This is a genomic window from Cupriavidus pauculus (assembly GCF_022179805.1).
GTDB lineage: Bacteria > Pseudomonadota > Gammaproteobacteria > Burkholderiales > Burkholderiaceae > Cupriavidus > Cupriavidus pauculus_E.
Genome location: NZ_BPUO01000003.1, coordinates 194,091 through 217,434 on the forward strand (window position 1 = coordinate 194,091; position 23,344 = coordinate 217,434).

The following is a 23,344-nucleotide window of genomic DNA, read 5'->3' on the forward strand; positions in this document are numbered from 1 at the left end:
CCCGTGAACGACACCATGAAAATCAAGATCATCAATCCGAACACCACGCAGAGCATGACCGAGAAGATCGGCCAGTGCGCCCGGGCCGTGGCCAGCAGCGACACCCGCATCGTGGCGGTCAGCCCGCGCATGGGCCCGGCGTCGATCGAAAGCCACTATGACGAGGCGCTGAGCGTGCCCGGCATCCTGGACGAGATCATGCTCGGCGAGCGCGAAGGCATCGACGGTTACGTGATTGCCTGCTTTGGCGACCCCGGCCTGTACGCCGCCCGCGAACTGGCGCGCGGCCCGGTCATCGGCATCGCCGAGGCCGCCATGCACGCCGCCAGCTTCATCGGCACCAGCTTCAGCGTGGTCACCACGCTGTCCCGCACCTGCAATATCGCCTGGCACCTGGCCGAGCGCTACGGCATGGAACGCTTCTGCCGCAACGTGCGCGCCAGCGACCTGCCCGTGCTGGACCTGGAAAAGCCGGGCTCCGACGCCCGCCGCATCATCACCGACGCCTGCCGCCAGGCGCTGGCCGAGGACCGCAGCGACTGCATCGTGCTGGGCTGCGCCGGCATGACCGACCTCTGCGAGGAAATCGCCGACGCCATCGGCGCCCCGGTCATCGACGGCGTGACCTGCGCGGTCAAGATGGCCGAGGCGCTGGTTTCAGTACGATTGGCGACGAGCAAGCGTGGTGATTGGGCCCGGCCGCTGCCGAAGGCTTATGCGGGGATGTTGAGTCACTATGCTTTGAACGGCTAGAAACGCTTTCGCCTTGCGTATGTTTGCTCCCCTCTCCCGCATCGCGGGAGAGGGGTTGGGGGTGAGGGCCTGGCGGTGCAAATTGCGACCAGTCGGCAAGCAGAACCTCAACGCCCTCACCCCCAGCCCCTCTCCCAGCGGGAAAGCGGAGCCACATAGGGGAATAAAGCTAGAGCGCAAATCAGCCCCTGCACCATTTTTGTGTACGATATGCACAATTTTTGTCATCACTCGCACCACACACCGCGAGATATCGTTCCGAAAATGGCAACCCGACGCAAGAAAGCCGCCGATACCGAATCGGCTGGCTTGCAGGACGGCACCGATGCCGTGGCGGCCGACGCCGCTGAATCGTCCGTCAACGAAGGCATCTACCAGGACCTGCTGAACGCGATCATGGAACACCGGCTGCTGGCCGGTACCAAGCTCGTGGAAGAGCGGCTGTGCGAAGTCACGGGTGCCAGCCGGGCACGGATTCGCCAGGTGTTCGCGCGGCTGGCCCACGAGAAGCTGGTCACGCTGGTACCCAACCGTGGCGCGTTTATCTCCAGCCCCAGCATCGAGGAAGCGCGCCAGGTCTTCCAGGCGCGCCGGCTGGTGGAGCCCGAGCTGGCCGGCCTGCTGGCCACCACGGCCAGCGCCACCCAGATCCGCACGCTGCGCCGGCATATCAAGCAGGAAGACGATGCCCGTACCCGCGGCGACCGCGCGGCCGTGATCCGCCTGTCCGGCGAGTTCCATATCGTGCTGGCCGAGATGGCGGGCAATGCGATCCTCGAAAAACTGATCCGCGAGATGGTGTCGCTGACCTGCCTGATCATCACGCTTTACGACCGGCCCGGTGCGCCAGCCTGCCCCGAGGACGAACACCGCGTGCTCGTCGACGCCATCGAGCAGCGCAATGCCGCCCAGGCACAGGCCATCATGTCCGAGCACCTGGCCCACATCGAAGGCTCGCTGGACCTGACCGTGCGCGAATCGGGCGCGCCCGATTTCTACAGCATCTTCAGCAAGGGCTGATCCCGAACCATGGACAAGCTGCTCGCGCTGCGGATGTACGTCGAGACGGTGGATGCCAAGGGCTTCTCGGCTGCCGCGCGCCGCATGAACCTGGCCACGTCGTCGGTCACGCGCACGCTGGACGGCCTGGAGGCATCGCTTGGCGCGGTGCTGCTGAACCGGTCCACGCGGCAGGTGACGGTCACCGAGGCGGGGGCCAGCTACTACCAGCATGCGCGCCAGATCCTGGAAGCGGTGGCCGAAGCCGATGCATCGATTGCCGACCATGGCGACCAGCCCGTCGGGCAGCTACGCGTGTCGCTGCCCGTGGCGTTCGGGCGTTGCTGCATTTCGCCGTACCTCGGTGCGTGGATGGCGCGCCATCCGCAGCTCGAACTCGATGTCGAACTGACCGACAGCATCGTCGATCTGCTCGGCGCGCGCGTGGACGTCTCCGTGCGGCTCGGCAGTGCGGCGGACTACGACAACGTGATCGCGCGCGAAGTCGGGCGCTTTCGGCGGCTGGTGGTCGCGAGTCCCGCTTACCTGGATCAGCATGACGTGCCCGGCGAGCCGGCCGACCTGGTCAACCATCGCTGCCTGCGCTTCAGCTTCGGGGCGCGCGAGCAGGCATGGACGTTCCGCCGCCACGATACCGACACCGCCACCGACGCAGATCCGCTTGCAGTCCCCGTCAACGGCCATTTCCGCAGCAACAACATCGAGGTACTGCGCGACATGGCGCTGGCGGGCGGCGGCATTGCGCTGCTGCCCGACTGGCTGGTCGATGGCGATATCGCCGCGGGCCGGCTGCGCGTGCTGTTCGACGACTGGTCGGTCACGCCGAACCAGTCCAGCTCGGTCGTCACCGCGCTGTACCTGCCGAACCAGCGCGGCTCGCGTCGCATCGCGGCCTTCCTCGACTTTCTGGCATCGCTGCCCGGCCCGACGGCAACGCGCGACTGATTGCGGCATCGCACGCTTTGCGCGGGGCGCAACGCTGAGTTGCGCCGCATTGTGCTTCCCGCAACGCCGCGCGGCACCTACGCTCTGGACACACGTAAACACATGTCCAGAGTCATGCAAACCCAAACCTCTCCCAACGTAGCGTCTCCCGGCGTCGCGCCGATGTCCGGCGCGCTGGTCGCCCTGTTCTCGCTGTGCGCCGGCGTACTGGTGGCCAACCTCTACTACGCGCAGCCCATCATCGAGCTGATCGCGCCGGCCGTGGGCCTGTCCGCGCAGAGCGCCAGCATCATCGTGTCGCTGACCCAGATCGGCTATGCGATCGGGCTGTTCTTCCTGGTGCCGCTGGCCGACCTGCTCGAAAACCGCCGCCTGCTTGCCATCAGCGGCATCGCTGCCGCCATGAGCCTGGTCGGCGCCGCGCTCTCGTCGCATCCCGGCCCGTTCCTGCTGGTATCGCTGCTGCTGGGCCTGAGTTCGGTCAGCGTGCAGATCCTGATTCCGCTGGCCGCGCACCTGGCGCCCGAGGCGCTGCGTGGCCGTACTGTCGGCACGATCATGGGCGGCCTGCTGTCCGGCATCCTGCTGTCGCGTCCGCTGTCCAGCATGGCGGCCCAGTTCCTGGGCTGGCGCGCAGTGTTCCTGGTGGCAGCCGCGATGACGCTGGTCACCGTGGCCATCATCATGATCACGCTGCCGCGCCGCGTGCCCCAGCACCGCGCCAGCTACGGCAGCCTGCTGGCCTCGTTGTGGCATCTGTTCACGCGCTACGCCGTCCTGCGCCAGCGCGCGCTGCTGCAGGGCCTGCTGTTTGCCGCGTTCAGCCTGTTCTGGACCGCCGTACCGCTGGAACTGGCCAGCCGCCATGGGCTGTCCCAGTCGCAGATCGGCATCTTCGCGCTGGTCGGTGCGCTGGGCGCCGTGGCCGCTCCCATCGCGGGACGGCTCGCCGATGCCGGCCACACCCGCGTGGCGTCGTTCGCGGCACTGATCGCCGCCGTGCTGTCGTTCATGCCCGGCCTCGTGGACGGTCCGGCCGGGCTGTACGGCCTGGCGCTGACCGGCGTCGTGCTCGACTTCGCGGTGCAGATGAACATGGTGCTGGGCCAGCGCGCGGTCTACGCGCTCGACGCCCACAGCCGCGCTCGCCTGAACGCGCTGTACATGACGGCGATCTTCGCCGGCGGCGCGGTGGGCTCGGCCGCCGCCAGCGCGCTGTACACGCATGCCGGCTGGCACGGCGTGGTGGCTGCTGGCAGCGGGCTGGCCGTGGTCGCGCTCGTGGTGCTGCTCGTGACGTCGAAACGCTGATCACATGGACTGTAGCCCCGCCGACAGCGTATGCGCAGACAGTGTGGCCGCAGTCCATCAGGACTGAATTGAACTTTGCACGACCGTTTCATAGACTCCAGCGCAACGTTGTTCGATCCGACGCATGGAGAGTTGCCGATGAAAGACGTGCTCGCACACATCATGCGCAGGAAGCTGGCCTACGCCAGGCTGCCGCTATTCGATCGCATGCGCGATCAGAGCCTGCCGCCACAGACACGGCTGGCCTTCATGCGCGGCTTCGCGTTCTTCGTCATGGCGTTTGGCGACCTGAACCGCTACGTCCTGCGCCGCGATCCACCGCGCGACGCGTATCAGGAACAGGTCAACGCCCACACGTACGAAGACGACCACCACTGGCCCTGGTATCTCGAAGACTTCGAGGAACTTGGCTGGGACCATGCCACGTCGGCCACCGATGCCATGCGCATGCTCTGGAGCGAAGACACGCACCGCAGCCGCGTGCTGATGTACGACCTGTGCGCCATCGTGGCCGATGCCCAGGGCCCGGAACGCCTGGCCGTGATCGAGGCCATCGAGGAAACCGGCAACGTGCTCTTTTCGCTCACCACGCCGCTGGCCGAGGCCGTCCAGTTGCGCATCGGCGCCGAACTGCGCTACCTGGGCGCCTACCACTTCGCGCTCGAATCGGGCCACATGCAGCACGCCGACCACCGCGCGCTGGCCAGCATCACGCTGAACGGCAACACTGCATCGCACTGGTCGACCGCGTCTTCGAGACGTTCACCGCCTGGACCCACGAGGCAGCCGGGCAGATCGACCTCGCCGCGGCCTGCCCGCCATATCGTCCATGCTGGTCGGCGGGGTTTTCCCGCACTGTCCCGTCAAGCAAAAAGGATGTCCCGGATAGTCAAACCGTAAGCCCCCATTCCTAGATACTTCGCTCGTCGCAGCCTGACCGCGAACGGTACAGGTATCTAGGAGATGGTGTCATGTCGGGACTTCGTTCCACGCATCCTCAAACATCGGCCGGCACCCGCCGCGCCTCGCGCCACTATCCGTGGCTGGTTTTTGCGCTGAGCTTCGGCCTGCTGCTGAGCGACTACATGTCGCGGCAGGTGCTCAATGCGCTGTTTCCGCTGCTCAAGGCCGAATGGGCGCTCAGTGATGCCAGCCTTGGCGCACTGGGCGGCGTGGTGGCGCTGATGGTGGGCCTGCTGACGCTGCCGCTGTCGATCCTGGCAGACCGCTGGGGCCGCGTGCGCAGCCTGACGCTGATGGCCGCGCTGTGGAGCCTGGCCACGCTGGGCTGCGCGGTGGCCAGTTCGTATGGCGAGATGTTCGTTGCCCGGCTCTGCGTGGGCATCGGCGAAGCCGCCTACGGCAGCGTGGGCATCGCCTTGGTCCTGTCCGTCTTTCCGCGCCACCTGCGCGCCAGTCTCAGTGCCGCATTCATCGCCGGCGGCGCGTTCGGATCGGTGCTGGGCATGGCGCTGGGCGGCCTGATCTCGGCCTGGCTCGGCTGGCGTTTCGCGTTTGCGGGCATGGCGCTGTTCGGACTGGTGATGGTGGGCTTCTATCGCCTCGTCGTCACCGAGCCGCGCCTGCAGGCCCAGCGTGCCGCACTGGGCGAGCCAGCCACTGTCGAAGCCCCACGTGGCGCCATGCCGCTGCGTGCGCTGTGCAACGCGCTGTTCGCGTCACGATCCATCCTGTGCGCCTATGCGGGCAGCGCGCTGCAACTGCTGGTCATGGGGTCGCTGCTGGCGTGGATGCCGAGCTACCTGGGCCGCTACTACGCGATGAGCACCGAGCATGCCGGCCTAGGCGCCGCGGGCTTCGTGCTGGCAGGTGGTGCCGGCATGATCGTGTGCGGCGCACTGACCGACCGCGTGGCACGCACCAGGCCCGCACGCAAATGGCTGATGGCCGTGACGTACAGCGTGCTCTGCTTCGTACTGCTGGGCGCCGCGTTCCATCTGCCGCCGGGCACCGCGCAACTGGCACTGGTGGCGGCCGGCATGATGCTGGCCGGCGGCAGCGCGGGCCCGGCCAGCGCCGCCGTGGCCAACCTCACCGATCCCAGCATCCACGCCAGCGCGTTCGCCACGCTGACGCTGGCCAACAACCTGCTTGGCCTGGCGCCGGGACCGTTCTTCACAGGCGTGCTGGCCGATCACATCGGCCTGGCCGCCGCGCTGCAGTGGCTGCCGCTGACCGGCCTGATCGCCGCCTTCTGCTTCCTGGCCGGCCGCCGCACCTACGCGGCGGACGTGCAACGGCTAGGCCAGCGCCGCCGCTCCGCGTGAATGCGGCGACACCGTTCCAAACCCGTCGAGAACAACATGTCCCTGTCCCCCGCCTTGTCCCCCGATACCACCGTGTTGCTGGTGCCCGGCCTGCGCGAATACGTGCCCGACCACTGGCAGACCCTGCTGCAGGCCGATCTGCACGCCATGCGGCAACCCGTTGCGTCGGTGTCGCCGCTCGAACACGACAAGCTCAGTTGCGGCGCGCGCATCGCGGCACTCGACCGTGCACTTGCCGCCATCGACGGCCCGGTGCTGCTGGCCGCGCACAGTGCCGGCGTGATGATCACCGGGCATTGGGCCCGGCAATTGCATCGCCACCTGGCACCCGGCAAGATCGTTGGCGCATTGCTGGCCACCCCCGCCGACCTGGAATCACCCATGCCCACCGGCTACCCTGAAATCGACACGCTGGCGCACCACGGCTGGCTGCCGGTGCCACGCACGCCGCTGCCGTTCCCCACATTGCTCGCCGCCAGCCGCAACGATCCGCTCGCATCGTACGAACGCGCTGCCGGCATGGCACGCGACTGGGGCAGCGCAATAGTGGACCTGGGCCACGTCGGCCATCTGAACCCAGCCGCCGGCTTCGGTCCGTGGCCCGACGCCATGCCATTGCTGGCGCGGCTGGCACGCTGAAACGCGCCCTCGCATCCCCCCATTACCCACGCAGCAAACCCTCAAAACACAAGACCACACGGAGACAGTTTCATGAATTACAAGGGCATGGCCGCGGCCGTACTGCTCACCTGCATGGGCGGCGCCTTCGCGCAATCGAACGTCACGCTGTATGGCGTGGCCGACATCAACGTCGAATATGTGAATCACCTTGGCGCCGTGCCCACGGCGGCCAACGGCTTCAACCCGGGGCCATCCAACAACGCATACCGCATGAACTCGGGCGGCATGGCCGGCTCGCGCTGGGGCATGCGTGGCACCGAGGACCTGGGCGGTGGCCTGAAGGGTCTGTTCGTGCTGGAAAGCGGCTTCAACCTGGACAGCGGCACGATGCAGCAGAGCGGCCGCCTGTTTGGGCGCCAGGCATTCGTGGGCGTGCAGAAAGCGGCCATCGGGCAGATCAGCCTGGGCCGCCAGTACACGTCGATGTTCGAGGCGCTGGCCAATTTCTCGCCCACCGCGTACGCCACGCAATACGAACCGGTGGTGCTGCAATCGGGCGCCAACTTCCGCGAGGACAACACCATCAAGTACACGGGACAGTTCGGGCCGGTGACCGCGCTGGCGCACTGGTCGTTCGGCACAGGCCTGGCGCTGCCGGCATCGGTGGGCATCCCCACGCCAATCGGCGGCAACGGCGAAGTGCCGGGCGCGTTCCGTCGCGACACCGCGTATGGCGCCGCCGTGGCGTATTCGGGCGGCCCGTTTGGCGTGACGGTTGGCTACGACCAGTGGAATCCCACCATCGGCGCCAGCAGCGGCACCATGCGCAAGGCCGCGGTGGGCGCCAGCTACACAGTGAACAACACCGTGAAGATCATGGGCGGCTACCGCTGGGGACAGAACAAGAACGCGGCGGGCAGCATCATCCAGCGCGATGATTTCTACTGGATCGGCGCCAACTACCAGGTCACGCCGGCGGTTGGCCTGACGCTCGAATACAACTACGACGACATGAAGAACCTGTTCGGCGCCAACGCCCCGAACCCGTGGCAGATTGCCTTCGTGGCCAACTATTCGTTCTCCAAGCGCACGGACCTCTACCTGTCCACGGCCTACGCCAAGAACGCCGGCCTGATGCTCGAATCGCTGGGCACGGTCTACGCCAACAGCCTGTCGCTGGGCAACAGCTACGCGCTGGCCAACGGCCAGAGCAACATGCTTGGCGTGGCCGTGGGCATTCGCCACAAGTTCTGAGTTCATGCGGGGGACGGCGCTGCCGCCTGGATGAACGCGTACCCCTTGGGTGGCACGCGCCGCGCTTCGTTTGGCCACACCGGCATTGCGTGCCGGCGTGGCCTTTTTTGCTGTCAGGCGTCGGCATCGTCCGGCGTGCCGTGTCCGGCCCGCCACTTCGACACGCTGCAGCCGAACCGCGCCGCAAACCAGCGCGAGAACGCGCTCAGCGACGAGAAGCCCAGCAGGGTAGCCACCTCCGACAACGGCCGCGCGCGGTTGGCGATATAGCGAGTGGCCAGGCTGGCACGCGCCTCGTTGACGATATCGGAATAGGTCACGCCATCCTGCGCCAGCCAGCGATGCACGGTGCGACGGTCCACGCCGAGCTGCTGCGCCACGCGGTCCACCGAGCACATGCCGCTTGGCAGCAGCGCATGCACGAGCTTGCGCACCTTGTCGGTCATGCTGGTGTCCGACTGCGCCAGCAGCGTGCCCAGGTAGCGCTTCACCTGCTGCGCCATCACCGGATCGTACGAAGGCAGCGGCGCCTCCAGGTCGCTCGCCACGCAGACGATACCGTCGAAGTCCTGGCTGTACAGCGCCGGCATGCCAAACACGCGCAGGCAGGTGGTCTGGCTGTCGGGCGCCGTATGCGTGAAGCAGATGCTGCGCGGGCGCCATGCCGGCCCCAGGAACAGCGTGAGCATGCGGAACATCACCCCCGCCGCCAGTTCCGTGGCCTGCCGCGACGCGCCGCCCGTATCGGTCAGGATATGCAGCCGGATCAGCACAATGTCGTCGATCTCTTCCACGCGCATGGCCAGCGCCTCGTTCTGCAGGCCCATGTACCGCACCATCGACTCCAGCGCGCGCCGCAGCGTGGGTTCCTCGCGCACCACGAACGCCAGCGGCCCCAGGTTCGAGAACTGCCGCAGCTCGGCCATGCGCAGCCCGAAGTCGTCCACGTTTGCAGCGCTGGCCGATGCCTCCAGCAGCCGGTCCACCAGCGCCGCCGGAATGCGGATATCGGGGTCCAGCAGCGCGTTGCGGCTGATCCTGGCGGCACGCAGCATCTGGTGGGGATCGAGCCCCACAGCCCGCGCCACATCCACGTAGTTGGTCAGGCTCGCGCTGCGCAGAAAGTAGGACATCGTGTTTTCCCGGAGTGTCCCGAAATGTAAATCCAGCGTCCCCGATCGTCAAATTGCCGCGCACCGTTCGCCGATACTTCGGGCACTGGCACACACCCTACAAAACAGGAGACACAGATGCAGTTCCTCGACGATTCCCTGCACCCCGAGAACATGGACAAGGTGGTCATCACCGTGGCCCCGTACGGCCCCGAGTGGATGCCCGAGGACTTTCCGGAAGACATCCCCGTCACGATGGAAGAACAGGTACAGAAGGCGGTGGACTGCTACAACGCCGGCGCCACCGTGCTGCACCTGCATGTGCGCGAACTGGACGGCAAGGGCTCGAAGCGCCTGTCCAAGTTCAACGAGCTGATTGCCGGCGTGCGCGCTGCCGTTCCCGACATGATCATCCAGGTGGGCGGCTCGATCTCGTTCGCCCCCGAGAACGAAGGCCAGGCCGCCGTGTGGCTATCCGACGACACGCGTCACATGCTGGCGAACCTGACGCCCGCGCCGGACCAGGTGACCGTGGCCATCAACACCACGCAGATGAACATCATGGAGCTGCTGTACCCCGAGTACCTGGCCGGCACATCGCTGTCCAACCCGGCGTACATCGAGGCTTACCGCGAGATGACCGTGCCGGCCGGCCCGGGCTGGGTGGAGGAACACCTGCGCCGCCTGTCGGCCGCGGGCATCCAGCCGCATTTCCAGCTCACCGGCATCCACGCGCTGGAAACGCTCGAACGCATGGTGCGCGCCGGGGCGTACAAGGGGCCGCTGAACCTGACGTGGATCGGCATCGGCGGCGGCTTCGACGGCCCGAATCCGTTCAACTTCTTCAACTTCATCCATCGCGCGCCGGACGGCTGCACGCTGACCGCCGAGTCGCTGCTCAAGAACGTGCTGCCGTTCAACATGATGGCCATGGCGATGGGGCTGCACCCGCGCTGCGGCATCGAGGACACGATCATCGACCAGCACGGCAACCGCATGACGTCGGTGCAGCAGATCGAGCAATGCGTGCGCGTGGCGCATGAACTGGGCCGCGAGATTGCGTCGGGCAAGGAAGCGCGCCGCATCTACCGCATCGGCACGTGGTACGACAGCGCGGACGAGACGCTGGCCGCGCACGGCATGCTGCCGAACCGCCAGTCCGGCCAGAAGAACCTGCCGCTGCGCCGCGTCGCCTGACCGATCCAGCCGAACGCACTACCCGCCCCGTCATGCGATATCCCTCCGATAGCACGCCGCCCGCCAACCCCTGCATCAACATCTGCCGCATGGACAGCGCGCGCAGGTATTGCCAGGGATGCGGCCGGACTTCGACCGAAATCGGCCTGTGGGACGGCATGACCGACGCGCAGCGTGCCTTCGTGCTGGCCGCGCTGCCCGCGCGGCGCAAGCGTCCTGCCGCGCCCGGCCAGCCCTGAGGCACACCCTTTCCCCGGCGACGCGCCGCACACCGCATGCGGCGCGCGCCAGACGCCTTTTTCCGGGTCTGCCAGTCCCAACGCAAAGACACTTTCCTGTTCAGCCCGATGCGGGCAGGTCCGGCCTTCTACACCTCACAAGACCTATCATGGAGACAACCATGCCGAACCAACCTGCCCTTCTCCGCGTGCGCCGCGCCGCCGTGGCGGCCATGCTGACGCTGGTGATGCCCGCCGCCATGGCGTGGACCAGCAAGCCCGTGCGCGTGCTGGTGCCCGCGCCCGCCGGCGGCACCATGGATGTCATGGCCCGCGTGCTGGCCGAACAGCTTGCCGCCGACCTGGGCCAGCCCGTGGTCGTCGACAATAAGCCCGGCGGCGGTGGCGCCATCGCCATCAACACGCTGCTGGTCGCGCCCGCCGATGGCCAGACCATCATGGTCACGGCCACCAACGTGCTGACCGAGGTGCCGCAGGTGCAGAAGACCCCCTACGACACCATGAAGGACATCCGTCCGCTGGCCGCCGTGGGCCGCTCGCGCATGGTGCTGGTGGGCACGCCCAACCTGCCGGCCAAGGACCTCAAGAGCCTGATCTCGTATGCGCGCGCCAATCCGGGCAAGCTCAGCTTTGCCTCGTACAGCGCGGGCACCGCGTCGCACTATGCGGGCGCCATCCTGAACCAGGAGGCGGGCATGGACCTGCAGCACGTGCCGTTTGCCGGCTCCGGCCCCGCGCTGGCCCAGGTCATGGGCGGGCAGATTCCGCTCATGTACGACGGCATGGTCACGTCGCTGCCGATGATCCGCGCCGGCAAGCTGCAGCCGTACGCCGTGGCATCGAAGAACCGCTCGCCGATGCTGCCCCAGGTGCCCACGTTTGCCGAACTGGGCTATCCCGACATCGACTTCAGCAACTGGGTGGGCGTGATCGCATCGGCGCAGGTGCCGGCCGAAGTGGCGCAGAAGATCCGGGGCGCCGTGTACAAGGCCGCCGCCAACCCCAAGGTGCGCGAGCGCCTGGAGACGCTGGGCTACGAACCGATGCCGCCGCAGTCGCTGCAAGACCTGAACCAGTCCCTGCACGCCGAATACGACCGCAACGCCGGCATCGTCAAGACGTTCCACATCAAGCCTTGACCGGGCTTTTGGGTATTTGCAAACGGCTCCATCCTGACCTATAGTTATCCTTATGGCTAACTATCAAGTTCCGGTGAGCGACGTGTTCCACGCGCTCGCCGATCCCACTCGCTGCGCTATCGTTGCCGCGCTGGTTACCGGCGCGCAGACGGTTTCGGCCCTGGCAGCGCCATTCGACATGGCGCTGCCGTCGTTCCTGAAGCACGTAACGGTGCTGGAACGCAGTGGGCTGATCCGCACCAGCAAGGCCGGGCGCACGCGCACGTGCGAGCTGGTGCCGGCAACGCTTTCGCAGGCCGAGCAATGGCTGGCCGAACAGCGCGCCGTATGGGAAGCCAGATCCGACAGCATGGTCGCATTCGTCGAACGACTTCATCAGGAGGAGCAAGCCCATGCAGCAACAAGACGCCGCTGAATCCCGCGACCTCGTTATCTCGCGCGTCCTGCGCGCACCCCGTGCCGCGCTGTGGCGCGCCTGGTCCGACCCCGAACTGCTCAAGCAGTGGTGGTGTCCCAAGCCCTGGACCACCGAGGTCCGCGCCTTCGACATGCGGCCGGGCGGCGCCTTCCACACGATCATGCTGGGCCCCGACGGCGGCGTCAGCGACAACCCCGGCTGCTTCCTGGAAATCGTGCCCGCCGAACGCCTGGTGATGACGTCGATGCTGACCGGCGACTGGCGCCCGCAGACGCCGTGGCTGGGCTTTACCGCGATCATCACGATGGAAGACGAAGGCGACGGCTGCCGCTACACCGCCCGCGTGATGCATCCCGACGAAGCCACGCGCGACAAGCACGAGGAAATCGGCTTCTTCGACGGCTGGAACACGGTCATCGGGCAGCTCGAAGAGTTTGCGGCCAACCTGCGCTGAGCCGCGCCTATAACGGCAGCAACGCGGTGCGGGCCGCCGCCAGCACCTCGTTGCCCAGCCCTTCCAGCAGCGACGACGCAGCGCGCGCGTACTGCCAATGCAGCGGCACGTCGAGCGGCGTGCCATCCACCAGTTCGACCAGCGTGCCCGCCGCCAGATGGTCCTCGATCATCGACTGCGGATGCATGCCCCAGCCCATGCCCGCCAGCGCCGCCGTGACGAACGCGTGCGACGACGGCAAGGCATGGCGCGGCAACTGCACGTGCCGATGGCACAGCCGGCTGACCCAGCGTGCCTGCAATTCGTCCTTGGCGTTGAACACCAGGCTTGACGCCTGCGCCAGCGTGCCAGGACCCACGCCGGCCGAAAAATGGCGCGCCACGAAGTCCGGACTGGCGGCCGCCACATAGCGCATGGCGCCAAGCGGCTGGCTGTTGCAACCGGCGGCCGGCCGCGCCGTGGCCGTCACGGCAGCCAGCACCGCCCCGCCGCGCAGCCATTCGGTGGTGTGGTCCTGGTCGTCCACCGCCACCTCCATCAGCACCGGATGCCGCGCCGCGAACGTGGCCAGCGGCTGCGCCAGCCACGTGGCCAGGCTGTCCGCGTTCACCGCCACCGGCAATGCCACGCGCGCCTCACCCTGTGGCGCCAGCGCCGGCAGCGCGCCGTACAGTTCCTGCTCCAGCAGCCGCACATGATCGACGTGCTGGCACAGCCGACGGCCGGTCTCGGTCGCCCGGCAAGGGTTGTCGCGCACTACCAGCGCGCAGCCCACGCGCTCCTCCAGCGCCCGGATGCGCTGGGAGATGGCCGATGGCGTGACGTGCAGCGCGCGGGCCGCCCGCTCGAAGCTGCCTTCGCGGACAACCGCGGCCAATGCCGAAAGCGCGGCGTAATCGAGCATGATTTAGTTTTACTAATGGTGATGAAGACAGATTAGTTTGTCTTCACAGCGCTGTAATGGCAAGCTGCGCGCCATGAATCCTTCCGACATCGCCGCCTCTCCGCTGCTCCCCGCCTTGGCCCCCGGCCTGGCCGTGCTGGTCCAGGGCCTCGTCCTGAGCCTGGGCCTGATCGTCGCCATTGGCGCGCAGAACGCCTTTGTGCTGCGCCAGGGGCTACGCCGCCAACACGTGGGCAGTGTTGTGCTGCTCTGTGCACTGGCCGATGCGTTGCTGATCGCGGCCGGCGTGATGGGCATGGCCCGCGCGCTGGGCGACCGGCCGGCACTGGCGGCGGCGCTGGCGCTGGCCGGCGCCGTGTTCCTGGCCTGCTACGGGTGGCGCGCATGGCGCCGGGCCGGCGAACAGCATGCGCTGCGGGCCACCGAGGACCGCGCTGCGGCCACGCGCGGCGCAGTGCTGGCGCAGGCGCTGGCTTTCACCCTGCTCAATCCGCATGTCTACCTGGACACCGTGCTGCTGGTAGGCAGCATCGGCGCCCAGCAGCCGGCATCGATGCGTAGCTGGTTCGTGGCTGGCGCGAGCTGCGGCAGCCTGCTGTGGTTCGGCGCGCTTGGCTTTGGCGCACGGTGGCTCGCGCCGTGGTTTGCCAGCCCGCGCGCCTGGCAAGTACTGGACCGGCTGGTCGGCGCGACCATGCTGGTGCTGTCGGCGCTGCTGGTGCATCACGCCATCGGCGAATTCCGGGCGCTGACGTGGCTCTAGGCTGGTAAGCAAAAAAAAGCCGCCCGGCATGCGAACACATGCGGGCGGCGTCAGTTTTCCCGTTTGCCTCAGGCTGCTTGTCGTTGCCGCAGCAGCTTCTTGTCGATCTTGCCCACGCTCGTCTTCGGAATCGCCGTGACGAACGCGATGCGGTCGGCCTCGGGCACCGCGAACTTGCTCAGGCGCTGGGCGTCCACGTAGCCCAGCAGCACCGTGCGGATCCGCTGCGCATCCACCTCGATGCCAGCCGCGCGCACCACATAGGCCATCGGCCGTTCGCCCCAGCGCGCATCGGGCACGCCCACCACCGCGCATTCCTGCACGCCGGGTACCTGCGTGACCAGGTTCTCGATCTCGATCGACGACACCCATTCGCCGCCGGTCTTGATCACGTCCTTGAGCCGGTCCACGATCTGCACGAAGCCGTCCTCACCCCTGACCGCCACGTCCTGCGTGTGCAGGTAGCCGTCGGCCCACAACTCTTCCGACGCTGATGGCTTGCGGAAGTACGAACGGGTCAGGTACGGCGCGCGCAGCACAATCTCGCCCTGCGCCTTGCCGTCGTGCGGCACCTCGCGCATGTCCGGGCCGACGATGCGGAAGTCAGCCAACGGCACCGGCCGCCCCGTGGCGCAGCGCATGCGCACCTCTTCCGCACGGCTTTGTGGCACGCATCCGGGCGGCAACTGGGCCAGCGCCACGATGGGACCGGTCTCCGACATGCCATAGCCCGCGAAAATGTCGATGCCTCGCGCCAGCGCTGCCTCGCACAGCACGGGCGGCAGCGCCGACCCGCCGATGATCATCTTCCAGCCGCCCAGGTCGTGGTCGCCCTCGTTGGCCGCTTGCAGCAGCATCTGCAGGATGGTCGGCACGCAGTGCGAGAACGTGACCTTCTCCGTCTGGCGCAGGTGCAGCAGTGCTGCCGGCACATAGCGGCCCGGCAGCACCGTGCGCAGTCCCAGCATGATCGCCACGTACGGCATGCCCCACGCCATCACGTGGAACATCGGCGTAATCGGCATATACACGTCTTCGCGGTGCATACGCTGGCCTTCGCGCGGCGCGCAGAGGCTGGTGGCCGTGGTCAGCGTGTGCAGCACGATGTCGCGATGGCTGTAGCAGACGCCCTTGGGGTCTCCGGTGGTGCCCGTCGTGTAGAACGTGGTGGCCTTGGTGCGCTCGTCGAAATCGGGGAATTCGTACGCGGCCGACGCATCGGCAAGCAGCGCCTCGTATTCGCCGTCGAACGGCAGCGTGCCCGGCGCCACGTCCTGGCCGTCGGCCATCAGCACGAAGCGCGGCTGGCGCACCAGGTCGTCGCGGATCTGCTCCAGCACCGACACGAAGTCCGGATGCACCAGCACGACGTCGGCGCCGGCGTCGTTCAGCGTGTACAGGATCTGCTGCGGTGATAGCCGCACGTTCACCGTGAACAGCGTGGCGCCCATCATCGGCACACCGAAGTAGCACTCCAGGTAGCGATGGCTGTCCCAGTCCATCACGGCCACGGTGGAACCGTGCCGCACGCCCAGCGCGCCAAGCGTGTTGGCCAGCCTGCCCAACCGCCGGTTGAAATCGCGGTAGGTGTAGCGCATGTCGCCGCGATAGCTGATTTCCTGCGCACCGTGCAGGCTCATTGCGTTGATCAGCAATTGCTTGACCAGCAGCGGGTAGGCGTAAGCCGAGGGTGTGGATACGACGAGGTTGTCTTTCATGCCTGCTCTGTCCTTCAGTACGGCACGCCGCCGACGATGCCGGCGCGCTCCATCTTGCGGTGGCATGGCGCGTAGTCCATCACCGCGTAGTGCTGCGTGGCGGTGTTGTCCCAGATCGCCACGCTGTTCGGTTCCCAGCGCCAGCGCACCTGGAACTCGGGGATATACGCCTGCGACACCAGGTAGCGCAGCAGATCGGCGGCACCGGGATTGGCGTCCTGGCCGTAGCGCACGCGCGCGGCCGTGTGGTAGTTCGTGAAGTGCGTGGTGAAGCCGTTCACGTACAGGATCTTTTCGCCGGTATCCGGATGCGTGCGCACCACCGGGTGTTCGGCATCGGGGTACTGCGCCTTCAGCGCGAGCCGCTTCTCGATCGGCATGGCCGCGCCGAAGCTGGCCTCGATGCTGTGACGCGCGCGCAGGTCGGCGATCTGCGCCTTGACCGTGTCGGGCAGCCGTTCGTAGGCCAGCGCCATGTTGGCCCACATCGTGTCGCCGCCCACGGGCGGGCACTCCACGCAGCGCAGCACGGCGCCGAACTGCGGTGCGTCGCGCCACGTGGTGTCCGAATGCCAGCAGTTCTCGTAGCGGTCGTTCGGCTGGTCGGGCCGCTTGTAGATGCGCACCAGGCCCGGATGCTCGGGGTCGCTGCCCGCCACGGGGTGATCTTCCAGCTCGCCGAATCGGCGTGCGAATGCCACGTGCTCGGCGCGGCTGAACTGCTGGTTGCGCAGGAACAGCACGCGGTGGCGCAGCAGCTGCTCGCGAATCGCGCCGAACAGGTCGTCGTTGCGCGCGGCTTCGGCCAGATCGACACCCACCAGCTCCGCGCCCAGCGCGCAGCTCAGTTGTTGGACTTTCACGGCAGTCTCCTCAGATGACGAAGATCGAAGAACCGGTGGTCTTGCGCGACTCCAGGTCGCGATGCGCCTGCAGCGCGTCTTCCAGCGCATAGCGCTGGTTGATCTCGATGCGGATGCGGCCCGCGCCCACGTGGTCGAACAACTCGCCCGCCAGCTCGGCCTTCTCGCCGGGGTCGGCAATGTAGTCGGCCAGCGCCGGCCGCGTGACGTAGACCGATCCCTTCATCGCCAGCAGCACCGGATCGAACGGCGGAATCGGACCCGACGCCGTGCCCACGCACACCAGCAGGCCGCGCCGCTTGAGCGAATCGAGCGACGCCATGAAGGTGCTCTTGCCCACGCTGTCGAACACCACGTTGGCGCCCACGCCATCGGTCAGTTCGCGCACGCGCTGCGCCACGTCCTCGTGGCTGTAGTTGATGATGTGCTGGCAGCCATGAGCGCGCGCGATCTCGGCCTTTTCCTCGGTCGATACCGTACCGATCACATTGAGCCCCAGCAGCCGCGCCCATTGCGACACGATCAGCCCGACGCCGCCCGCCGCCGCGTGCAGCAGGATGGTGTCGCCCTTGCGGAACGCGTGGATGCGGCGCATCAGGTAGGCCGACGTCAGCCCGCGCATGGTCATGGCCGCCGCCGTCTCGAAACCGATGGTCTCGGGCAGGCGGATCAGCGGCGCGGCCGGCACGATGCGTTCGGTACTATAGGCGCCCAGCGTGTTCAGGAATCCGGTATAGGTCACGCGGTCGCCCACGGCCACGTTGGCCACGCCATCGCCCACGGCCTGCACCACGCCGGCAGCCTCGACGCCCATGCCAGCCGGCAGCGGAACCGGGTAGGTGCCATTGCGGAAGTACGTGTCGGCGTAGTTCAGGCCCACCGCCACGTGGCGGATGCGAATCTGACCGGGCCCCGGATCGCCCACCTCAGCGTCTTCGTAGCGAAGCACCTCGGGGCCACCGGTCTCATACATGCGCACTGCCTTTGCCATGGGAATCATCTCCAGAATCGGTTGGCGCCGCAACGCGCGCCGCCATGTCGACAATCTAGGATTCCGGCGGCCCGGCTGCTTTGCAGCGGCCCCGCGCCACTTTGCATTTCATGCCACGGCCACCTATCATCGCGGCAAAGACGCGTTGGCGCCCCAGCCATGTGACGCGCGAAAAACAGAAGCGGAGACAGACTTGAGAGCCCTGGTACGCGCGGTGGCGTTGACCAATTTCTTCGAGATCGCCCACGACCTCGGGCTCAACGCCGTGCCCCTGCTGCGCACCGCGCGCCTGAGCCGCGCGCTGCTGGCCGACCCCGAGCAGCGCATCCCGGCCGAGGCATGCGCCGGCCTGCTCGAAGCCGCCGCCGAGGCATCGGCCTGCCCTACGTTCGGGCTGCGAATGGCGGAATCACGGCAGTTGTCGGACTTCGGCGTCATGAGCCTGCTGATCAGCCAGCAGGCCACGTTGCGCGACGCGCTGGAAACCATCATCCGCTACCGGCATCTGGTCAACGAGTCGGTAGCGATCCTGCTCGAACCCTCAGGCAAGGTGGTGATCATCCGCCAGGAAGTGGTGCTCGATACGCCATCGCGCCAGGCCACGGAACTGGCGCTGGGCGTGGTGTTCCGGCTGTGCCGCACGCTATTGGGGCCACAGTGGCACCCGCTGAGCGTCAATTTCACGCACGCCGCGCCGCCAGACACGCATGTGCATCGGCGCGTGTTCGGCTGTCCGATCGAATTCGGCAGCGAGTTCAACGGCATCGTCTGCCTGGCCGCCGACCTGGCCGTGCCCAACCCCACCGGCAACGCCGCCATGGCGCGGCACGCCGAGCGCGTAATCGAAGCGTTGCCGCGCGTAAATGATGTCTCGCTCGCACGCGAGGTGCGCAATGCCGTATACCTGATGCTGCCGATGGGCCGCGCCACCAGCGAGGCGGTGGCGCAGGGGCTGGGCCTGACGCTGCGCACGATGCAGCGCCAGCTCGATGCGTCGGGCGAAACGTTCTCCGACATCGTCAACAGCGTGCGGCGCGACCTGGCCCAGCGCTATGTGGCAAATCCCGACTACTCGCTGCTGCGCGTATCCGAACTGCTCGGCTACGGCTCGGCGGCGTCGTTCACGCGCTGGTTCTCGGCGCAGTTCGGCGAGGCGCCGGTCGTCTGGCGGCGCCGGCATCGCATCACGGGGCATCCGGCGGACGCAGCCGGACCTGGTTGCTCTTGATCACGTCCAGCACGGCGGCCGTCATCAGCGCCGTGGACAGGCCGAACATCAGGATGCCCTGGGCTGACTCGATCGGCCCCAGCATGCGCCAGCGCGCGGACATCACGATGTCGCCATAGCCCAGCGTCGCGAAGTTCACGGCCGAGTGATAAAGCGCCGCGCCTAGGTTGTCGAATTCGCCGAGCAACAGGAACAGCAGCGCCCACAGCACCATCTGCGCGAAGTTGCACAGCAGCGTCAGCACCATCACGGCCGATAGCAGCGCCACGTCCAACCACAATGGCTTGCTGCCCTGCCATTCGCGCTGGAAGCTTGCGTAGCGGCGCAGACACAGCGCCACGGCCATGCATTGGAGCAGCAGGCACAGCAGCATGACCGGCGCGGCAACCAGCAGGTGCAGTTGCATGGCGACTCCTTCCCGGCTTTCCCCCGGCTCACGCCGGCACCGGCGTGCGCGGCCGGTCCAGCAACGCGATCATCAGCCACGCGTACAGCGATACGCCGATGAACAGCCCCATGCGCACCATGAACGCCTGGTAGACATCTTTGCCGGCGGCACTGTCCGCCACCGACTGCCCCAGCAGGATGATCATCGTCACCAGGCTGTTGAGCCAGAAGCCCGGCGACAGCGCATCGGGTCGCAGCCGGAACAGCCGGCGCGCCACCAGCAGCGCGAACAGCAGCATCCAGAGGAAGAACATCCACAGGTGGACGAACAGCCCCAGCGCCAGCCAGCACGCAATGGCCAGCACGCCGCCCATCAGTGTCGATCCCACCAGTTCCAGCGCGGCGCCGCGCGCCGTGGTGCAGCTCTGCCGCCCCAGGCTCACCGCCTTCATGATGATCGGCAGGTAGGCCGCCGGGTCGGCCATGGCCAGCAGGAACGGCGGCATGACCACCAGCGTGGCGCGCAACGCATCGCGGTCGGCATCGGGCGATACATCGGGCGCCTTGCGTGCCCCGGCCGCGCCGCCGCGCTCGGGCACCAGCACGTAGCAGACGCCCAGCGCCAGCACCGCCAGCAGCAGGCCGCGCGTCAGCGCGCCGACCACGGTCAGCGCCAGCGCGCTGCTGGCCGTGCCGGCTGCCGATATCAGCGTGACGCCGGCCGCCAGGAACGTCGACACCAGCCCGTTGCCGCCGCGTAGGCCGTAGCGGAATGCCAGGAACAGGCATAGCCCCGTCATCAGCACGCCGGCCAGCGGCGCGTGGCGCAGGAACGGCACCAGCAGCATGCCGCTGCCGGTCGTCAGCGCCACCATCAATGCCATGCCCAGCGCGCCGCGCAATGGCAACGGCCGGTCGAGCGTGGCGAACAGGAACACGGCCAGCACCGGCGCCATGACCGGCACCGGCCATTGCAGGCCGAAGCTGATGACCAGGCAGCCCGCGGTGCCCAGCGCCAGCCGCAGCGCGCGGCGCGCCATCACCCCACGGATATCGGAAGCGGCGTCAGTAGACATACGACAGCCAGCTCATTACGCGCAGGTACGCACGGCCCAGCCAGTTCAGCGGATTGCCCTCGGTGGGAAACGCCATCACCTCGGCCTGGCCACCCACGCGCACGCCTTGCAGCGTCGGCAACTGGTTGGGGTCGATGTCGACGATCACCGGAAAGCGCTGCGCGGGGCGCAGCCAGTCGCGGCTGTTCTGCACGTTCGGCAGGCTGCCCGGCGGCGTGCTCGGGCCCGTGCTCACACCAAAGCCGATGCTGCGCACCTTGCCCGTCAGCACCGTGCCGGGCAAGGCGTCCAGCACGATGCGTACCGGCGTGCCGGGCGCCATGTGGCCGAGGTTGTTTTCGGTCATGTCGGCGCTGATCCAGACGTCGTGAATGGCAATCAGCGTCATGACCGGATTGCCGGCCGCCGCGTACAGGCCGGCTTCCGTGCGCAGGTCGGTGATCAGTCCGCCGGTGCGTGCGCGCACCTGTGCGTTGCCCAGGTCCAGCTCCGCCTTCTCCACGGCGGCGGCGGCGCTGCGCAGCTTGGCGTTGTCGTCGTCGTCGCCGCCCTGCTGTTCGCGCGCCCGTTCCACCTCGGCCCGCGCGGCGGCCACCTGGCTCACGGCCTGGGTATGCGTGGCGCGGGCTACCTCCAGGCGGCGTACCGATACCGTGCCCGGATCTTCGGCATACAGCCGCTCCAGCCGCTCGCTGTCTTGCCTGGCCTTCAGTTCGTTGGCCTGCGCCGCACGCAGCGACGCGCGTGCCGAATCGATGCCGGCCGTATTGGCGCCGATCTGGCGCCGCGTGGATTCCAGGTCGGCGCGCGCGCGGTCCAGCGCGATGCGGTAGTGCTGCGGGTCCACGTCGAACAGCACGGCACCGGCCGCCACGTTCTGGTTGTTATGCACGTAGACGCGCGTCACGCGGCCCGGCACCTCGGACGCCACCGGAATCACGAACGCCTGCACGCGCGCCTGCTGCGTGTAGGGCGTGAAGCGGTCGGCCAGCAGATACCACGCGAGGCTCAGCACGATCAGCACCACCACCCAGCGCAGCCCCTTGCGCGACGGGTCGGCGGCGGCGGGCGCCGGGGCGGGTTCGGCTGGGGCGGGTTGAGTTGGAGTATTGGCGGGCTTGTCGTTCATGGCCGTGCGCTGTCCTGGGTCGGCACCTGTCGCACCTGGTTCGACACTTCGTCCAGCAGGTCGCCCCAATCCGTGCGTTGCTGCATCTGCGTGCGCGTGGCGGCGTCGAGCAGCGGCGCGCTGGTGTCCCAGCCACCGCCCAGCGCCTTGTACAGCGCGATCAGGTAGTTCACCGCGTTGCCGCGATTGACCAGGTAGCCGTCCTGCTGCGCGAACAGCGCGCGCTGCGCATCGAGCACGCGCTGGAAATCCGAATAGCCTTCGCGGAACAGCGTATTGGCCAGCGACAGCGACCGCTCTGCCGATTGCGCCGCCTCGCCCAGGATGCGCTCGCGCTGCAGCGCCTTGGCCAGCCCGCTGGCCGCGTCGTCGGCTTCGCGCGCCGCCTGCCGCACGGCCGCCTGATAGTCGACGATCAGCTGCTGCAGCCGCGCATCCTGCACGCGCACGTTGTTGACGATGCGGCCGTAGTCGAAGATGTTCCAGCGCACGCTGGGCCCGCCCACCAGCAGCAGGCCGTTCTGCGTACCGGGCAGCGACGTGGCCGACCAGCCGATGCTGCCCATCAGCGACACCGACGGATAGAGGTCGGCACGCGCCACGCCGATCTGCGCCGACTGCGCCGCGATGCGCCATTCGGCCGCGCGGATGTCGGGCCGGCGCAGCAGCAGGCTGGCAGGCACGTCCTGCAGTACGGCACGGTCGATCAGCGGCAACTGCCCCGCCCGCTCGGGCGCACCGTCGAGTTCGGGCAACGGGCCGGGCGGGCGGCCCAGCAGGATCACCAGCGCGTTGCGTGCCTGGCCGATCTGGTTCTCCAGCTCCGGCACGCTGCTCAACGTGCCCAGGTACTGCGTGCGCGCCTGCTGGAAATCGAGCTCATCGCTTTCGCCGCCCTTGAACAGCCGCTCGGTGATCTCGAAGCTGCGGTGCTGCAGCCGCGCATTCTCGCGGGCGATGCGCAGCCGTGCCTCGGCCGTGCGCACCGCAAAGTACGTGGTGGCCAGTTGCGCATGCAGCAGCACCAGCACCGCCTCTCGATTGGCCTGCGCCGCGAAGTACGCGCCATCCGCAGATTCGATGGCCCGCGCGAAGCGGCCCCAGAAATCGAGTTCCCAGCCAACATCCACGCCCGCGCTGTACTCCCAGAGCCGGGCGGTCTGCGCGGTCGGCCCCGACTGCCGGCTGTTCACATACATCGCGGACGCGCTGGCCTGCTGCATCTGCGGATAGCGGCCCGCCAGCGCGATACCCAGTTGCGCGCGGGCCTCCATGACACGCAGCCCGGCCACCCGAACATCGGCATTGCCGGCATCGGCTTGCGCCATCAGCGCTTCGAGCACGGGATCGCCAAACACCTGCCACCATTGACGCAGGTCGGGCGCCGCCCGTCGCGTGCTGGCCTGGTCGACGGCATCGCTATGCCAGCCGGCGCTCCACGCCTCGTTCTGCGGCTGGAAGTCGGGGCCCACCCTGGCGCATCCGCCAAGCAGGGCCGCCAGGGCCAGCCAGGCGCGGACCGGCGGCGCCACCT

23 protein-coding genes and 1 pseudogene are annotated in these 23,344 nt (G+C 67.8%); 15 read left to right on the top strand and 9 right to left on the bottom strand.

The window, feature by feature from the left end; all coding sequences use genetic code 11:
* The first annotated feature begins 15 nt into the window (after positions 1–15).
* The 8 genes and pseudogenes from MFF62_RS07040 to MFF62_RS07075 all read left to right on the top strand — a co-directional run bounded on the left by MFF62_RS07040 (position 16) and on the right by MFF62_RS07075 (position 8,192).
* Entirely contained in the window at positions 16–753 is a 738-nt protein-coding gene (locus MFF62_RS07040) for an aspartate/glutamate racemase family protein (RefSeq protein ID WP_238261577.1), read from the top strand.
* 264 nt (positions 754–1,017) lie between these two features.
* Positions 1,018–1,773: a GntR family transcriptional regulator gene (locus tag MFF62_RS07045; protein WP_238261579.1), complete on the top strand. Its 756-nt coding sequence runs from the start codon at positions 1,018–1,020 to the stop codon at positions 1,771–1,773.
* A gap of 9 nt (positions 1,774–1,782) precedes the next feature.
* Positions 1,783–2,718 (top strand): LysR family transcriptional regulator, encoded by a 936-nt coding sequence (locus MFF62_RS07050; protein WP_238261581.1) that lies wholly within the window; start codon positions 1,783–1,785, stop codon positions 2,716–2,718.
* Between the two features lie 114 nt (positions 2,719–2,832).
* Positions 2,833–4,029 carry an MFS transporter gene (locus tag MFF62_RS07055; RefSeq protein WP_238261583.1) on the top strand — a complete coding sequence of 399 codons (1,197 nt, stop codon included), beginning with the start codon at positions 2,833–2,835 and terminating at the stop codon, positions 4,027–4,029.
* A gap of 138 nt (positions 4,030–4,167) precedes the next feature.
* Positions 4,168–4,847, top strand: a pseudogene (locus MFF62_RS07060) (hypothetical protein); the annotation flags it as partial.
* A gap of 153 nt (positions 4,848–5,000) precedes the next feature.
* Positions 5,001–6,317, top strand: coding sequence for an MFS transporter (locus tag MFF62_RS07065; protein WP_238261585.1), 1,317 nt, complete (start codon positions 5,001–5,003; stop codon positions 6,315–6,317).
* Between the two features lie 36 nt (positions 6,318–6,353).
* The gene (locus tag MFF62_RS07070) at positions 6,354–6,956 is read left to right on the top strand and encodes an RBBP9/YdeN family alpha/beta hydrolase (RefSeq protein WP_238261587.1); all 603 of its coding nucleotides are present in this window, start codon (positions 6,354–6,356) and stop codon (positions 6,954–6,956) included.
* A gap of 72 nt (positions 6,957–7,028) precedes the next feature.
* Complete coding sequence (locus MFF62_RS07075) at positions 7,029–8,192, top strand: porin (RefSeq protein WP_238261589.1); 1,164 nt, start codon at positions 7,029–7,031, stop codon at positions 8,190–8,192.
* Between the two features lie 113 nt (positions 8,193–8,305).
* Here the strand turns inward: MFF62_RS07075 and MFF62_RS07080 are convergent, their stop codons facing one another.
* A complete protein-coding gene (locus MFF62_RS07080; protein ID WP_238261591.1) occupies positions 8,306–9,325 on the bottom strand; it encodes an AraC family transcriptional regulator in 1,020 nt (339 codons plus the stop codon).
* A 117-nt stretch (positions 9,326–9,442) separates the two neighbouring features.
* Here MFF62_RS07080 and MFF62_RS07085 point away from each other — a divergent pair, with 117 nt between their 5' ends.
* The 5 genes from MFF62_RS07085 to MFF62_RS07105 all read left to right on the top strand — a co-directional run bounded on the left by MFF62_RS07085 (position 9,443) and on the right by MFF62_RS07105 (position 12,751).
* The gene (locus MFF62_RS07085; RefSeq protein ID WP_238261593.1) at positions 9,443–10,501 is read left to right on the top strand and encodes a beta-keto acid cleavage family enzyme; all 1,059 of its coding nucleotides are present in this window, start codon (positions 9,443–9,445) and stop codon (positions 10,499–10,501) included.
* A gap of 32 nt (positions 10,502–10,533) precedes the next feature.
* Positions 10,534–10,740: a DUF1289 domain-containing protein gene (locus MFF62_RS07090; protein WP_238261595.1), complete on the top strand. Its 207-nt coding sequence runs from the start codon at positions 10,534–10,536 to the stop codon at positions 10,738–10,740.
* Positions 10,741–10,901: 161 nt separating this feature from the next.
* Positions 10,902–11,879 (top strand): Bug family tripartite tricarboxylate transporter substrate binding protein, encoded by a 978-nt coding sequence (locus MFF62_RS07095; protein WP_238261597.1) that lies wholly within the window; start codon positions 10,902–10,904, stop codon positions 11,877–11,879.
* 52 nt (positions 11,880–11,931) lie between these two features.
* Entirely contained in the window at positions 11,932–12,294 is a 363-nt protein-coding gene (locus MFF62_RS07100) for an ArsR/SmtB family transcription factor (RefSeq protein ID WP_238261599.1), read from the top strand.
* On the top strand, positions 12,272–12,751 hold the full coding sequence (locus MFF62_RS07105; RefSeq protein ID WP_238261601.1) for an SRPBCC family protein: 480 nt from the start codon (positions 12,272–12,274) through the stop codon (positions 12,749–12,751). The genes MFF62_RS07100 and MFF62_RS07105 overlap by 23 nt, the downstream gene beginning before the upstream one ends.
* Positions 12,752–12,758: 7 nt before the next feature.
* Here the strand turns inward: MFF62_RS07105 and MFF62_RS07110 are convergent, their stop codons facing one another.
* Entirely contained in the window at positions 12,759–13,655 is an 897-nt protein-coding gene (locus MFF62_RS07110) for a LysR family transcriptional regulator ArgP (RefSeq protein WP_238261603.1), read from the bottom strand.
* 73 nt (positions 13,656–13,728) lie between these two features.
* Between MFF62_RS07110 and MFF62_RS07115 the strand changes: the two genes are divergently transcribed.
* Positions 13,729–14,418 (top strand): LysE/ArgO family amino acid transporter, encoded by a 690-nt coding sequence (locus MFF62_RS07115; RefSeq protein ID WP_238261605.1) that lies wholly within the window; start codon positions 13,729–13,731, stop codon positions 14,416–14,418.
* Between the two features lie 68 nt (positions 14,419–14,486).
* Here the strand turns inward: MFF62_RS07115 and MFF62_RS07120 are convergent, their stop codons facing one another.
* From MFF62_RS07120 to MFF62_RS07130, 3 genes are read right to left on the bottom strand one after another with little or no spacing between them, the layout of a single operon-like run.
* Positions 14,487–16,136: a fatty acid--CoA ligase gene (locus tag MFF62_RS07120; protein ID WP_238261607.1), complete on the bottom strand. Its 1,650-nt coding sequence runs from the start codon at positions 16,134–16,136 to the stop codon at positions 14,487–14,489.
* A gap of 14 nt (positions 16,137–16,150) precedes the next feature.
* Positions 16,151–16,999, bottom strand: a complete 849-nt coding sequence (locus tag MFF62_RS07125) for a TauD/TfdA dioxygenase family protein (RefSeq protein ID WP_238261609.1) — start codon at positions 16,997–16,999, stop codon at positions 16,151–16,153.
* Positions 17,000–17,009: 10 nt separating this feature from the next.
* A complete protein-coding gene (locus MFF62_RS07130) occupies positions 17,010–17,990 on the bottom strand; it encodes a quinone oxidoreductase family protein (protein ID WP_238261610.1) in 981 nt (326 codons plus the stop codon).
* A gap of 193 nt (positions 17,991–18,183) precedes the next feature.
* Here MFF62_RS07130 and MFF62_RS07135 point away from each other — a divergent pair, with 193 nt between their 5' ends.
* Positions 18,184–19,218, top strand: a complete 1,035-nt coding sequence (locus tag MFF62_RS07135) for an AraC family transcriptional regulator (protein WP_238261612.1) — start codon at positions 18,184–18,186, stop codon at positions 19,216–19,218.
* Here MFF62_RS07135 and MFF62_RS07140 read toward each other — a convergent pair.
* The 4 genes from MFF62_RS07140 to MFF62_RS07155 are packed head-to-tail and all read right to left on the bottom strand — an operon-like array spanning position 19,175 to position 23,342.
* Complete coding sequence (locus tag MFF62_RS07140; protein WP_238261614.1) at positions 19,175–19,624, bottom strand: ion channel; 450 nt, start codon at positions 19,622–19,624, stop codon at positions 19,175–19,177. The two genes, MFF62_RS07135 and MFF62_RS07140, sit on opposite strands and share 44 nt — an antisense overlap.
* A 28-nt stretch (positions 19,625–19,652) precedes the next feature.
* Positions 19,653–20,681, bottom strand: coding sequence for a DUF2955 domain-containing protein (locus MFF62_RS07145; protein WP_238261616.1), 1,029 nt, complete (start codon positions 20,679–20,681; stop codon positions 19,653–19,655).
* Complete coding sequence (locus MFF62_RS07150) at positions 20,671–21,810, bottom strand: HlyD family secretion protein (protein WP_238261618.1); 1,140 nt, start codon at positions 21,808–21,810, stop codon at positions 20,671–20,673. The genes MFF62_RS07145 and MFF62_RS07150 overlap by 11 nt, the downstream gene beginning before the upstream one ends.
* Complete coding sequence (locus MFF62_RS07155) at positions 21,807–23,342, bottom strand: efflux transporter outer membrane subunit (protein ID WP_238261620.1); 1,536 nt, start codon at positions 23,340–23,342, stop codon at positions 21,807–21,809. Before MFF62_RS07155 ends, MFF62_RS07150 begins: the two co-directional genes overlap by 4 nt.
* Positions 23,343–23,344 lie beyond the last annotated feature (2 nt).

What these genes read in the sequence shown, in the direction of transcription:
- MFF62_RS07040 (WP_238261577.1), top strand. Translation starts at nt 16, where the DNA reads ATGAAAATCAAGATCATCAATCCGAACACCACGCAGAGCATGACCGAG.
- MFF62_RS07045 (WP_238261579.1), top strand. Translation starts at nt 1,018, where the DNA reads ATGGCAACCCGACGCAAGAAAGCCGCCGATACCGAATCGGCTGGCTTG.
- MFF62_RS07050 (WP_238261581.1), top strand. Translation starts at nt 1,783, where the DNA reads ATGGACAAGCTGCTCGCGCTGCGGATGTACGTCGAGACGGTGGATGCC.
- MFF62_RS07055 (WP_238261583.1), top strand. Translation starts at nt 2,833, where the DNA reads ATGCAAACCCAAACCTCTCCCAACGTAGCGTCTCCCGGCGTCGCGCCG.
- MFF62_RS07065 (WP_238261585.1), top strand. Translation starts at nt 5,001, where the DNA reads ATGTCGGGACTTCGTTCCACGCATCCTCAAACATCGGCCGGCACCCGC.
- MFF62_RS07070 (WP_238261587.1), top strand. Translation starts at nt 6,354, where the DNA reads ATGTCCCTGTCCCCCGCCTTGTCCCCCGATACCACCGTGTTGCTGGTG.
- MFF62_RS07075 (WP_238261589.1), top strand. Translation starts at nt 7,029, where the DNA reads ATGAATTACAAGGGCATGGCCGCGGCCGTACTGCTCACCTGCATGGGC.
- MFF62_RS07080 (WP_238261591.1), bottom strand. Translation starts at nt 9,325, where the DNA reads ATGTCCTACTTTCTGCGCAGCGCGAGCCTGACCAACTACGTGGATGTG.
- MFF62_RS07085 (WP_238261593.1), top strand. Translation starts at nt 9,443, where the DNA reads ATGCAGTTCCTCGACGATTCCCTGCACCCCGAGAACATGGACAAGGTG.
- MFF62_RS07090 (WP_238261595.1), top strand. Translation starts at nt 10,534, where the DNA reads ATGCGATATCCCTCCGATAGCACGCCGCCCGCCAACCCCTGCATCAAC.
- MFF62_RS07095 (WP_238261597.1), top strand. Translation starts at nt 10,902, where the DNA reads ATGCCGAACCAACCTGCCCTTCTCCGCGTGCGCCGCGCCGCCGTGGCG.
- MFF62_RS07100 (WP_238261599.1), top strand. Translation starts at nt 11,932, where the DNA reads ATGGCTAACTATCAAGTTCCGGTGAGCGACGTGTTCCACGCGCTCGCC.
- MFF62_RS07105 (WP_238261601.1), top strand. Translation starts at nt 12,272, where the DNA reads ATGCAGCAACAAGACGCCGCTGAATCCCGCGACCTCGTTATCTCGCGC.
- MFF62_RS07110 (WP_238261603.1), bottom strand. Translation starts at nt 13,655, where the DNA reads ATGCTCGATTACGCCGCGCTTTCGGCATTGGCCGCGGTTGTCCGCGAA.
- MFF62_RS07115 (WP_238261605.1), top strand. Translation starts at nt 13,729, where the DNA reads ATGAATCCTTCCGACATCGCCGCCTCTCCGCTGCTCCCCGCCTTGGCC.
- MFF62_RS07120 (WP_238261607.1), bottom strand. Translation starts at nt 16,136, where the DNA reads ATGAAAGACAACCTCGTCGTATCCACACCCTCGGCTTACGCCTACCCG.
- MFF62_RS07130 (WP_238261610.1), bottom strand. Translation starts at nt 17,990, where the DNA reads ATGGCAAAGGCAGTGCGCATGTATGAGACCGGTGGCCCCGAGGTGCTT.
- MFF62_RS07140 (WP_238261614.1), bottom strand. Translation starts at nt 19,624, where the DNA reads ATGCAACTGCACCTGCTGGTTGCCGCGCCGGTCATGCTGCTGTGCCTG.
- MFF62_RS07145 (WP_238261616.1), bottom strand. Translation starts at nt 20,681, where the DNA reads ATGTCTACTGACGCCGCTTCCGATATCCGTGGGGTGATGGCGCGCCGC.
- MFF62_RS07150 (WP_238261618.1), bottom strand. Translation starts at nt 21,810, where the DNA reads ATGAACGACAAGCCCGCCAATACTCCAACTCAACCCGCCCCAGCCGAA.